This window comes from Pseudomonas sp. WT-JTC, from assembly GCF_056711565.1.
The window spans coordinates 1,698,527-1,710,699 of sequence record NZ_CM160042.1; the positions used below are offsets into that span (position 1 = coordinate 1,698,527).

Here is a 12,173-nt window from a genome sequence, read left to right on the forward strand (position 1 = left end):
ATAGATCGGAATGAAGCTCGGGACGGGCTTTTGTATGACTCAGCCATGGAGCTGGCACCCTTGTTGCTAACACCTCACTACCCGCCGAGTGAGTGTCAAAAAATTGCGGGTCGTCAAAGAGAGAAACCATGAGCCAAGGTATTGAATTCAATCGGTTGATGCTGGATATGCGCGCCATGCAAATGGATGCCATGTCTGCGCCGAAATCGACGGCCGTCCCTGAAGTGGCGGGCAGCAGCTTTTCCGACATGCTCGGCCAGGCCGTCAATAAAGTGAACGACACCCAACAGGCTTCCACTCAGTTGGCCAGCGCCTTCGAAATCGGTAAAAGCGGCGTCGACCTCACAGACGTGATGATTTCCTCGCAGAAGGCCAGTGTGTCATTCCAGGCATTGACCCAGGTGCGCAACAAGCTGGTTCAGGCCTATCAAGACATCATGCAGATGCCTGTTTAAAGGACGAGATTGAGTCATGGCAGAAGCAGTCGCCGATAACGTTCCGGCCAAGGCCACTCCAATAGACGGCAAGCCGCCGCTGTTCGGATTGTCCTTCCTGGAAAACCTCTCCGAGATGACCATGTTGCGTCAGGTGGGCCTGTTGGTCGGCCTGGCGGCGAGCGTGGCGATTGGCTTCGCCGTGGTGTTGTGGTCCCAGCAGCCGGACTACCGGCCTCTGTACGGCAGCCTTGCCGGCATGGACGCCAAGCAGGTCATGGATACCCTGGCCTCCGCCGATATTCCGTACACCGTCGAACCCAACTCCGGTGCCTTGCTGGTCAAGGCCGATGACCTGTCCCGTGCGCGGCTCAAGCTCGCGGCCGCTGGTGTCACTCCCAGCGACGGCAACATCGGTTTTGAAATCCTCGACAAGGAACAGGGGCTGGGCACCAGCCAGTTCATGGAAGCGACCCGCTATCGTCGCGGCCTCGAAGGCGAACTGGCCCGCACCATTTCCAGCCTGAACAACGTCAAGGGTGCCCGCGTGCATCTGGCGATCCCGAAAAGTTCGGTGTTCGTGCGCGATGAACGCAAGCCGAGCGCTTCGGTTCTGGTTGAACTCTATTCCGGTCGCTCCCTCGAACCAGGCCAGGTCGTTGCCATCATCAATCTGGTGGCGACCAGCGTTCCCGAACTCAGCAAGTCGCAGATCACCGTAGTCGATCAGAAAGGCAACCTGCTGTCGGATCAGGCGGAAAACTCCGAACTGACCATGGCCGGCAAGCAATTCGACTACAGCCGTCGCATGGAAAGCATGCTCACCCAGCGCGTACACAACATCCTGCAGCCGGTGTTGGGCAACGATCGCTATAAAGCCGAAGTGTCCGCCGATGTGGACTTCAGTGCGGTCGAGTCGACTTCCGAGCAATTCAACCCGGATCAACCGGCATTGCGCAGCGAGCAGTCGGTCAACGAACAACGTACCGCCAGCAATGGTCCGCAAGGCGTGCCGGGTGCCTTGAGCAACCAGCCGCCGTCGCCGGCCTCCGCGCCGCAAACCACCGGTGGCGCGACCGCGTCGGCCGGCATGGTGCAGCCAGGCCAGCCACTGATCGACGCCAACGGCCAGCAAATCATGGACCCGGCCACCGGTCAGCCGATGCTCGCACCGTACCCGGCGGACAAGCGTCAGCAATCGACCAAAAACTTCGAACTCGACCGTTCCATCAGCCATACCAAGCAACAGCAGGGCCGATTGAATCGCCTGTCGGTGTCGGTGGTAGTGGACGATCAGGTCAAGATCAACCCGGCCAACGGCGAAACCACCCGTGCGCCATGGAGCGCCGATGAATTGGCGCGCTTCACGCGCCTGGTTCAGGATGCGGTCGGCTTCGATGCCAGCCGTGGTGACAGTGTCAGCGTGATCAACATGCCGTTCTCCGCCGAGCGCGGTGAAGTGATTGCCGATATTCCGTTCTACTCCCAGCCGTGGTTCTGGGACATCGTCAAGCAAGTGCTGGGTGTGTTGTTCATCCTGGTGCTGGTGTTCGGTGTATTGCGTCCGGTGCTCAACAACATCACCGGTGGCGGCAAGGGCAAGCAGCTGGCCGGCATCGGCAGCGACGTCGAGTTGGGTGGCATGGGCGGCCTGGACGGCGAGCTGGCCAACGACCGCGTCAGCCTCGGCGGCCCGCAAAGCATTCTGCTGCCGAGCCCGAGCGAAGGCTATGACGCACAGTTGAACGCAATCAAGAGTCTGGTGGCAGAAGATCCGGGTCGTGTGGCCCAGGTCGTGAAAGAGTGGATTAACGCAGATGAGTGATAACCGAGCCGTTGCCGCCAAACTGTCCAAGGTCGACAAGGCCGCCATCCTGTTGCTGTCCCTGGGCTCCACCGACGCGGCCCAGGTGCTGCGCCACATGGGCCCCAAAGAGGTTCAGCGCGTGGGTGTGGCCATGGCCCAGATGGGAAATGTGCACCGCGAGCAGGTCGAGCAGGTGATGAGCGAGTTCGTCGATATCGTCGGCGACCAGACCAGCCTGGGCGTCGGCTCCGACGACTATGTGCGCAAAATGCTCACCCAGGCCCTGGGTGAAGACAAGGCCAACGGCCTGATCGACCGCATCCTGCTTGGTGGCAACACCAGTGGCCTCGACAGCCTGAAGTGGATGGAGCCGCGCGCCGTCGCCGACGTGATCCGTTACGAGCACCCGCAGATCCAGGCGATCGTGGTGGCGTATCTCGATCCGGACCAGGCCGGTGAAGTGCTCGGCAACTTCGACCACAAGGTGCGGCTGGACATCATCCTGCGAGTCTCCTCGCTGAACACCGTACAGCCAGCGGCCCTGAAAGAACTCAACCAGATTCTCGAGAAGCAGTTCTCCGGCAACTCGAATGCCTCGCGCACCACCCTGGGTGGCATCAAGCGTGCGGCGGACATCATGAACTTCCTCGACAGCTCGATCGAAGGCCAGCTCATGGATTCGATTCGCGAAGTCGACGAAGACCTGTCCGGTCAGATCGAAGACCTCATGTTCGTCTTCAACAACCTGGCCGATGTCGACGACCGCGGGATCCAGGCGCTGCTGCGCGAAGTGTCCTCCGATGTGCTGGTGCTGGCCCTCAAGGGGTCGGACGAAGGCGTCAAGGAGAAGATCTTCAAGAACATGTCCAAGCGTGCGGCCGAACTGTTGCGCGACGACCTGGAAGCCAAGGGCCCGGTGCGCGTCAGCGACGTGGAAACCGCGCAGAAGGAAATCCTCACCATCGCCCGCCGTATGGCCGAAGCCGGAGAAATCGTTCTCGGCGGCAAGGGCGGCGAGGAAATGATCTAACACCATGGTCAAGAATGATGATGCACCCACTGACCTGATCCGGGCCAGGGATGTCAGTGGCTTCGATACCTGGGCACTGCCCAGTTTCGACCCGCCGGAACCCGAGCCGGAACCGGAGCCGGAACCCGAGCCGCCGGAAATGGAGGAAGTGCCGCTGGAGGAAGTCCAGCCACTGACCCTCGAAGAACTCGAAAGCATTCGCCAGGAAGCCTACAACGAAGGCTTCGCGGTGGGTGAGAAAGAAGGATTCCACAGCACCACGCTCAAGGTCCGCCAGGAAGCCGAAGTGGCCCTGACGGCCAAGATCGGGGCGCTGGAGCAATTGATGAGCCATCTGTTCGAGCCCATCGCCGAGCAGGACACCCAGATCGAAAAGTCCCTGGTCGACCTCGTGCAACACATCACCAGGCAGGTGATCCAGCGCGAACTGGCGATCGACTCGTCACAGATCGAACACGTGATGCGCGAAGCCCTCAAGCTCCTGCCGCTGGGCGTGGGCAATGTGCGGCTGTACATCAATCCGCAGGATTTCGAACAGGTCAAAGCCCTGCGCGAACGCCATGAAGAAACCTGGCGCATCGTCGAGGACGAATCGTTGTTGCCTGGCGGTTGCCGGGTCGAGACCGAACACAGCCGCATCGACGCCACGGTGGAAACCCGAATCGCGCGGGTGATGGACAAGCTGTTCGATCAGTTGCACGAGCAGGCCTTGCACCCGGCGGCGCCGGACGTCAGCCTGGAACTGCCGATCGAAAGCAAGCCTGCGTCGGACATTGCCGATGCGCCTTGAACGCACCAGTTTTGCCAAGCGCCTGGGCAGTTATGCCGAGGCCACGCAATTGGAGGGCGCACCGATTCTCGAAGGGCGCCTGCTGCGCATGGTCGGCCTGACCCTCGAAGCCGAGGGCCTGCGCGCCGCCATGGGCAGCCGCTGCATGGTCATCAATGACGACAGCTATCACCCGGTGCAGGTCGAAGCCGAAGTAATGGGCTTCTCCGGCAGTAAAGTCTTCCTGATGCCAGTCGGCAGTGTCGCCGGCATTGCGCCCGGTGCCCGAGTGGTGCCCCTGGCGGATAACGGTCGCCTGCCCATGGGCATGAGCATGCTCGGACGGGTGCTCGACGGTGCCGGTCGTGCCCTGGACGGCAAGGGCGGGATGAAGGCCGAAGACTGGGTACCCATGGATGGCCCGACCATCAACCCGCTCAAGCGCGAGCCGATCAGCGAACCGCTGGACGTGGGCATCCGTTGCATCAACGGCATGTTGACCGTCGGTCGTGGCCAGCGGCTTGGCCTGTTTGCCGGTACCGGTGTCGGTAAATCGGTGTTGCTGGGAATGATGACGCGCTTTACCGAGGCCGACATTATCGTCGTCGGGCTGATCGGTGAACGGGGTCGTGAAGTTAAAGAGTTCATCGAGCACATCCTCGGTGAAGAAGGGCTCAAGCGTTCAGTGGTGGTGGCGTCCCCGGCGGACGATGCGCCGCTGATGCGCCTGCGCGCTGCCATGTATTGCACGCGCATCGCCGAGTATTTCCGCGACAAGGGCAAGAACGTTCTGTTGCTGATGGATTCCCTGACCCGATTCGCTCAGGCCCAGCGGGAAATCGCCCTGGCCATTGGCGAGCCACCGGCGACCAAGGGCTATCCGCCGTCGGTATTCGCCAAGTTGCCGAAACTGGTGGAGCGGGCGGGTAACGCGGAGAAGGGCGGAGGTTCGATCACCGCGTTCTACACCGTGCTGTCCGAAGGCGACGACCAGCAGGACCCGATTGCCGACTCGGCGCGGGGCGTGCTCGACGGGCACATCGTGCTGTCCCGGCGCCTGGCCGAGGAAGGGCATTACCCGGCCATTGATATCGAGGCGTCCATCAGCCGGGTGATGCCGGCGGTGGTGTCGCCGGAGCACATGACCCGTGCGCAGTATTTCAAGCAGCTGTGGTCGCGCTATCAGCAGAGCCGCGATCTGATCAGCGTTGGCGCCTATGTCGCCGGCGGAGATCGGGAGACCGATCTGGCGATTTCCCTGCAACCGCAATTGGTCAAATACCTGCGTCAGGGCCTCAACGACAGCATCAGCCTGGGCGAAAGCGAAGCGTATCTCGCCTCGATCTTCGCGCCCGCGGCAGGCGGTTAAGCGGTCATGGCCCAGAGTCGGGCGGGCCGGCTGGCGCCGGTGGTGGAAATGGCCGAAAAGGCCGAGAAAACCGCGGTCCAGCGCCTGGGGCACTTTCAAGGGCAGGTTCGCCTGGCACAAAGCAAACTCGCCGACCTTGAAGCCTTCCGTCTCGACTATCAGGAACAATGGATCGTACGTGGCAGCGGCGGTGTCTCGGGTCAATGGTTGCTGGGTTATCAGGGCTTTCTTGCGCAACTGGGCACGGCCATCGACCAGCAGCGGCAAAGCCTGGCCTGGCATCAGAACAACCTCAACAAAGCCCGGGAAACCTGGCAGCAGGCGTTTGCCCGGGTCGAGGGCCTGCGCAAACTGGTTCAGCGCTATGCCGATGAGGCGCGGGCGCTTGAAGACCGGCGTGAGCAGAAATTGCTGGATGAATTGTCCCAGCGCCTGCCACGGCAAAATCACCCGTAGGAGCGAGCTCGCTCGCGATGAACCTGTGAGCGCACGGGGGTGTCAGGTTTACAGCGATAATATTGACGACCATCGCGAGCGAGCTCGCTCCTACAGCGATAGCGATTTGACAGTCGCCAAAACCTCCCGCCTTGCTCCAACCTCTACCAAATGCTAAACCTTGTGCAAGCGGGTTTACCAATGACAAGGAAGCCATGAAATGTCAGTCGTTACAGAAGTCTCTCCGGATGGGCAAAAACTGACGATATCGGTCAAGGGACGATTCGATTTCGCCAAGCATCAGGAGTTTCGCCAGTCCTACGAAGATAAACAGCTATCGGCGGTTGTGGTCGACCTGAAAGACGCCACTTACCTCGACAGCTCGGCCCTGGGCATGCTGCTTCTGCTGCGTGATCACGCCGGTGGCGATGATTCCGATATCCGCGTCGTCAACAGCAGTACCGACGTGCGCAAGATCCTCGCCATCTCCAATTTCGACAAGCTGTTCGACATCAGTTGATTGCCATGCAGCCACTGGAGCCGCTGACGATCCTGATTGCCGAGGACAGCGCCGCCGATCGCCTGCTGTTGTCGAGCATCCTGCGCCGCCAGGGGCACGAAGTGCTGACGGCGGCCAACGGTGCCGAAGCGGTCGAGGCGTTTCGCCAGCAGCCACCGCATCTGGTGTTGATGGATGCGCTGATGCCGGTGATGGACGGCTTCGAGGCGGCCCGGCAGATCAAGGCCCTGGCCGGGGAAACCCTGGTGCCGATCATCTTCCTCACTTCCTTGTCCGAAAGCGAAGCGCTGGCCCGTTGTCTGGAGGTTGGCGGTGACGACTTTCTGGCGAAGCCGTACAACCAGGTGATTCTCGCAGCCAAGATCAAGGCGATGGATCGCTTGCGGCGCTTGCAGGACACGGTGCTGCAACAGCGAGACCAGATCGCCGGGCACCACGACTACCTGCTCAACGAGCAGCGTGTGGCCAAGGCCGTTTTCGACAAGGTGGCGCACTCGGGCTGCCTGAATGCCGCGCCGAACATCCGTTATCTGCAATCGCCCTATGCGCTGTTCAACGGCGACCTGTTGCTGGCCGCGTTCACGCCGGCCGGAGACATGCACGTACTGCTGGGCGACTTCACCGGCCACGGTCTGCCGGCGGCAGTGGGGGCCATGCCCCTGGCCGAAGTGTTTTACGGGATGACGGCCAAGGGTTATGGCCTGGCGGAAACCCTGCGTGAGATGAATGCCAAGCTCAAGCGCATCCTGCCGGTGGACATGTTCTGCTGTGCCACGTTGCTGTGCCTGAGTTTCCAGCGCCGTTCGGTGGAAGTGTGGAACGGTGGAATGCCGGACGGTTACCTGCATTGCATTGCCAGTGGCGAGCGAACGCCGCTTCCGGCGCGGCACCTGCCTTTGGGGGTGCTGAGCCCGGAAGCCTTCGATGAATGCACCGATGTGTTTCCCATGGCGCTCGGGGATCGGGTTTTCCTGTTGTCCGATGGGGTGATCGATACCTGCGACGCCAATGACCAGTTGTTTGGCGAGCAGCGATTGCAGCAGGTGTTTGCCGCCAACCGTCAGCCAGATGCGCTGTTCGAAGAACTCGAGCAGGCGCTGCGCGATTTCGGCGGAGAGAACCGCGACGATGTCAGCATGGTCGAAATCAGCCTGGTGGAGCCGGCGCAGATCACTCCGCCAGCGTTGATCTACTCCGACAGCGGCCAGTCCTGTCCGCTGGACTGGTCGGTGAGTTTCGAATTTCGCGCCGCCACGCTCAAGCGATTCAATCCGTTGCCCTATCTGTTGCAGTTGCTGCTGGAGGTGCATGGCCTTCGGGCTCAGAGCGGTGCGCTCTACAGCGTGCTGGCGGAGCTCTACTCCAATGCGCTGGAGCATGGCGTGCTGGGGCTGGATTCGCGCCTCAAGCGCGATGCCTCGGGTTTTGCGCGATATTATCAAGAGCGCAATGCGCGCCTGGACGAGCTTCAGGAGGGCTATGTACGGCTGCATTTGCAGGTGGCGCCAACAGACGACGGCGGTTGCCTGACCATTCACATCGAAGACAGCGGCAAGGGTTTCGATGTCGAGCGGGTGATGCAAAGGCCTCTGGATGACATCCGCCTGTCGGGACGTGGGGTCAGCCTGATCCGCCAGTTGGGGCGTAATGCCCGTTGGACCGACGATGGTCGAAGTGCACGCGTGGAGTTTATCTGGGACGCTCTGGCATAATCCGCGCATTCTTGATCAAGGAGTGAGCAAGTGGCTGACATACATCTGGACCCGGACGTGCTGAAAGCGTTGCGGGAAGTCATGGAAGACGAGTTTTCGACTTTGATCGATACCTTCCTTGCGGACTCCGAAGAGCGGCTGCGGCAGTTGACCATGATTGTCGACGCTACGCAGATTATCGAGGCTGCCCATAGCTTCAAGGGCAGTAGCAGCAACATGGGGGCGACTCGCCTGGCCGAGCTGTGTCATGACCTGGAGCAAGATGCCAAAGTGCAGAGCGTTTCAGACCTGGGGGCGAAAATCGCTGAAGTCGTCCGGGAATTCGCGCTTGTCCGACCTCTGTATGAGGAGGCGCGTCAGCATTCTCTCTTGGCCATCGCGACCGTTCGGCCTCATTGATCGCGACCGAACAAAACTGGCGCAACCTTTGCATTCAACTCTCCCGACTGTACCTACGATCCCAGTGCAGCGGAGACCGTTAAATGCCCGTTACCCCCAATATTCCTATTCAGGCTGCCGTACAGGCCAAGACTCAAGCCGCCTCCGCCAATCCTCCGGCGCTGACCGCTGAGCCCGGGGACAAGGCCGCAAGCTTCGCTCATGTCTACGCCAATCAGGCACAGGGCAAGCCCAATGCGGTGGCGGATGCCTCATCCAGGACGAGTCGTGACAAAGCCTCCGATGTCGCCGGAAAAAAAGACGCTGGCGACGACAAGTCTGCCGCCGAGGAACCGGTGGTTGCCGATGGCGGCAAATCCTTGCCTGCCGACAAGCCGCTGCAGGCTGACGACAAGACAGCCGGCGATGATGCCTCGGATGCCGCCCCGGCGCTGGTCGTCGATGCTGCGCCGGTCGATCCGGCGCTTGATCCCTCATTGCAGCAAACCGTACAGCCAGTGATGCCTGCGCCAGCGCCGGTGCCGACAACGCCTGCCGTGGCCGAAGCAGCGCAGCCAGTGGTTGAAGCACCGGTTGCTGCGGCGATCACGGCTGCAAACGCTCCGGCACCGACCGGCACCGACGGCGATTTCGATCCCGAAGCCGATCCGCTCGACGCATTGCCGGCGGTGCGTCTGGCGATGGAGCAGAGCGGTCATGTCTCGGCGTCCAGCCAGGCGCAGCCCAAGTCTGCACCGACACCGGCGCAAGCCCAGGCCCAGGCTGACGGTGAACTGACGCCAGCGCAAAACTTTGCCGCCGGCATGGCGACCATGCTGGATATTCAGGGCGACAAGAGCAGCACGGGTCAGGGGGACGACAAGGCTTTCAGCGGCTTGCTCGATGACGGTCTGAAGGATCTCAAGTCCGCCAGCAGCGACACCCGTGTCGACGATTTCGCCAACCGCCTGGCAGCGCTGACCCAGGCGGCCACTCCGAAGACCGCCAATGCCTTGCCGGTGAACCAGCCGATCGCCATGCATCAGAGCGGGTGGACCGAAGAAGTGGTGAACCGGGTCATGTACCTGTCCAGCGCCAATCTCAAGGCGGCGGACATCCAGTTGCAGCCCGCCGAGCTGGGACGCCTGGACATTCGGGTGAACATGGTTCCCGACCAGCAGACCCAGGTCACGTTCATGAGTGCGCATCCGGGAGTCCGCGAGGCGCTGGACGGCCAGGTCCATCGCTTGCGCGACATGTTTGCGCAGCAGGGCATGGGGCAGGTCGATGTCAATGTTTCGGACCAGTCTCGTGGTTCGCAGCAGGGACAGGAGCAGGCTCAACAGGGCCAGAGCGGGCGAACGAGCGCCAGTGGTGGTCGTCTTGAAACCATGGATGACGAAATCGCCCCGAGCATCACAGAAGTTGCCGCAACGGCTACCAGCGTGATCGGCTCCAGCGCCGTCGACTACTACGCCTGATCAAACATAAACCCTGTGGGAGCGGGCTTGCTCGCGAATACCGTTTAACATTCAACATTGATGTTGACTGTCACAACGCATTCGCGAGCAAGCCCGCTCCCACATTTGTTTGGCGGTGCTCTTCAAAAAGGCGTCTGTCCACCCATCTCCCTCCCAACCGTTCTGGCATAACACTTGCTCTTGCCTTGCCGTGCGACTGTGAAAACCCGAATAGTGACGGATTATTGGCATGGCGAAGAGCGACGCAGCAGTAAAAGACCCCGCAACCAAAGGCAAACTCAAGCTGATTATCGTGATCGCGGTGGCCCTGCTGCTGGCGATCGGTGTGTCCGTGGGGGCGACCTGGTACTTCATGCACAGCGCTCAGAGCAAGCCTGCCGCCGCCGTGGCGGAGACGGCTCCCGTCGGCAAGCAGCCAGCGATTTTCGAGTCGATGGCGCCGGCCTTCGTGGCCAACTTCAACCAGAACGGTCGCCAGCGCTACATGCAAGTGAGCATCACCATGCTCGCGCGCAACCAGGCGGATCTGGATGCGCTCAAGGTTCACATGCCGGTGATCCGCAACAACCTGGTCATGCTGTTCTCCGGGCAGGACTTTGCGACCCTGGCGTCGCCGGTCGGCCAGGAAATGCTGCGGCAGAAAGCCACCGCCAGCGTGCAGGAAGTAGCGCAGAAAGAGCTCGGCAAAGTGGTGGTCGAACAGTTGCTTTTCACTAATTTCGTACTGCAGTAGGAACACGACATGGCCGTGCAGGACCTGCTGTCCCAGGATGAGATCGACGCGCTGCTGCATGGCGTCGACGATGGTCTGGTACAGACTGAAAACGCTGCCGAACCCGGTAGCGTCAAAAGCTATGACCTGACCAGCCAGGATCGCATCGTCCGTGGACGCATGCCGACCCTGGAAATGATCAACGAGCGTTTCGCCCGCTATACCCGCATCAGCATGTTCAACATGCTGCGGCGCTCGGCAGACGTAGCGGTCGGCGGCGTGCAGGTGATGAAGTTCGGCGAATACGTGCACTCGCTGTACGTGCCGACCAGTCTCAACCTGGTCAAGATCAAACCCCTGCGTGGCACCGCGCTGTTCATCCTCGACGCCAAACTGGTGTTCAAGCTGGTGGACAACTTCTTCGGTGGTGACGGCCGGCACGCCAAGATCGAAGGGCGTGAATTCACGCCGACCGAGCTGCGCGTGGTGCGCATGGTGCTGGAGCAGGCCTTCGTCGATTTGAAGGAAGCCTGGCAGGCGATCATGGAAGTCAACTTCGAGTACATCAACTCGGAAGTGAACCCGGCCATGGCCAACATCGTCGGCCCGAGCGAAGCCATCGTGGTGTCGACCTTCCACATCGAACTCGATGGCGGCGGCGGCGACCTGCACGTGACCATGCCGTACTCGATGATCGAGCCGGTGCGCGAAATGCTCGACGCCGGCTTCCAGTCGGACCTCGACGACCAGGACGAACGCTGGGTCAATGCCCTGCGCCAGGACGTGCTGGACGTCGACGTGCCGATCGGCGCAACGGTGGCTCGTCGTCAGTTGCGCCTGCGCGACATCCTGCACATGCAGCCGGGGGATGTGATCCCGGTCGAGATGCCGGAAGAAATGATCATGCGCGCCAACGGCGTGCCGGCCTTCAAGGTCAAGATGGGCTCACACAAGGGCAACCTGGCGTTGCAAGTGATCGAGCCGATCGAGCGCCGTTGACTGGCGCTGGTACCCATTCGCGAATAACCGAATTCTGAACTTTTGCTCGCCGAGGACACTGACAATATGAACACCCAAGACGACCAGGCTCTGGCCGATGAGTGGGCTGCGGCCCTGGAAGAAACCGGTGATGCCGGGCAGGCCGACATCGACGCCTTGCTGGCCGCCGATTCCGGCAGCTCCGCCTCCAACCGCCTGCCAATGGAAGAGTTCGGCAGCGTGCCGAAAAACAACGATCCGGTGAGCCTCGAAGGCCCGAACCTGGACGTGATCCTCGATATCCCGGTGTCGATTTCCATGGAAGTGGGCAGCACCGACATCAACATCCGCAACCTGCTGCAACTGAACCAGGGTTCGGTGATCGAGCTTGATCGCCTGGCCGGCGAGCCGCTGGACGTGCTGGTCAATGGCACGCTCATCGCCCACGGCGAAGTGGTGGTGGTCAACGAGAAGTTCGGCATCCGCCTGACGGACGTGATCAGCCCAAGCGAACGCATCAAGAAGCTGCGCTGAGTGAAAAAGCTTCT

General features: G+C 61.2%; 13 protein-coding genes. All 13 read left to right on the forward strand.

The genetic code is table 11. The annotated features are described in order from the left end of the window. The first annotated feature begins 128 nt into the window (after positions 1–128). The gene (fliE, locus tag AC06G5_RS07610) at positions 129–455 is read left to right on the forward strand and encodes a flagellar hook-basal body complex protein FliE (protein WP_008021337.1); all 327 of its coding nucleotides are present in this window, start codon (positions 129–131) and stop codon (positions 453–455) included. Between the two features lie 16 nt (positions 456–471). Beyond that, positions 472–2,259 carry a flagellar basal-body MS-ring/collar protein FliF gene (gene fliF, locus AC06G5_RS07615; protein ID WP_413425145.1) on the forward strand — a complete coding sequence of 596 codons (1,788 nt, stop codon included), beginning with the start codon at positions 472–474 and terminating at the stop codon, positions 2,257–2,259. Continuing rightward, positions 2,252–3,271 carry a flagellar motor switch protein FliG gene (gene fliG, locus AC06G5_RS07620; protein WP_007983391.1) on the forward strand — a complete coding sequence of 340 codons (1,020 nt, stop codon included), beginning with the start codon at positions 2,252–2,254 and terminating at the stop codon, positions 3,269–3,271. Before fliF ends, fliG begins: the two co-directional genes overlap by 8 nt. A gap of 4 nt (positions 3,272–3,275) precedes the next feature. Beyond that, positions 3,276–4,061, forward strand: a complete 786-nt coding sequence (fliH, locus tag AC06G5_RS07625) for a flagellar assembly protein FliH (RefSeq protein WP_413425148.1) — start codon at positions 3,276–3,278, stop codon at positions 4,059–4,061. Beyond that, positions 4,051–5,409: a flagellar protein export ATPase FliI gene (gene fliI / locus AC06G5_RS07630; RefSeq protein WP_413425150.1), complete on the forward strand. Its 1,359-nt coding sequence runs from the start codon at positions 4,051–4,053 to the stop codon at positions 5,407–5,409. The genes fliH and fliI overlap by 11 nt, the downstream gene beginning before the upstream one ends. A gap of 6 nt (positions 5,410–5,415) precedes the next feature. Then, a complete protein-coding gene (gene fliJ / locus AC06G5_RS07635; RefSeq protein WP_413425152.1) occupies positions 5,416–5,865 on the forward strand; it encodes a flagellar export protein FliJ in 450 nt (149 codons plus the stop codon). Between the two features lie 199 nt (positions 5,866–6,064). Then, a complete protein-coding gene (locus AC06G5_RS07640) occupies positions 6,065–6,364 on the forward strand; it encodes an STAS domain-containing protein (protein ID WP_085717005.1) in 300 nt (99 codons plus the stop codon). Between the two features lie 5 nt (positions 6,365–6,369). Beyond that, positions 6,370–8,076, forward strand: coding sequence for an ATP-binding SpoIIE family protein phosphatase (locus AC06G5_RS07645; RefSeq protein ID WP_413425154.1), 1,707 nt, complete (start codon positions 6,370–6,372; stop codon positions 8,074–8,076). Between the two features lie 30 nt (positions 8,077–8,106). Continuing rightward, positions 8,107–8,475: an Hpt domain-containing protein gene (locus AC06G5_RS07650; RefSeq protein ID WP_413425156.1), complete on the forward strand. Its 369-nt coding sequence runs from the start codon at positions 8,107–8,109 to the stop codon at positions 8,473–8,475. Between the two features lie 83 nt (positions 8,476–8,558). Further along, a complete protein-coding gene (locus AC06G5_RS07655) occupies positions 8,559–9,935 on the forward strand; it encodes a flagellar hook-length control protein FliK (protein ID WP_480459213.1) in 1,377 nt (458 codons plus the stop codon). A 229-nt stretch (positions 9,936–10,164) separates the two neighbouring features. Beyond that, complete coding sequence (fliL, locus tag AC06G5_RS07660; protein ID WP_413425160.1) at positions 10,165–10,668, forward strand: flagellar basal body-associated protein FliL; 504 nt, start codon at positions 10,165–10,167, stop codon at positions 10,666–10,668. A 9-nt stretch (positions 10,669–10,677) separates the two neighbouring features. Next, complete coding sequence (gene fliM, locus AC06G5_RS07665; RefSeq protein WP_007983373.1) at positions 10,678–11,646, forward strand: flagellar motor switch protein FliM; 969 nt, start codon at positions 10,678–10,680, stop codon at positions 11,644–11,646. 66 nt (positions 11,647–11,712) lie between these two features. Then, the gene (gene fliN, locus AC06G5_RS07670) at positions 11,713–12,159 is read left to right on the forward strand and encodes a flagellar motor switch protein FliN (protein ID WP_057398370.1); all 447 of its coding nucleotides are present in this window, start codon (positions 11,713–11,715) and stop codon (positions 12,157–12,159) included. Positions 12,160–12,173: the final 14 nt, after the last annotated feature.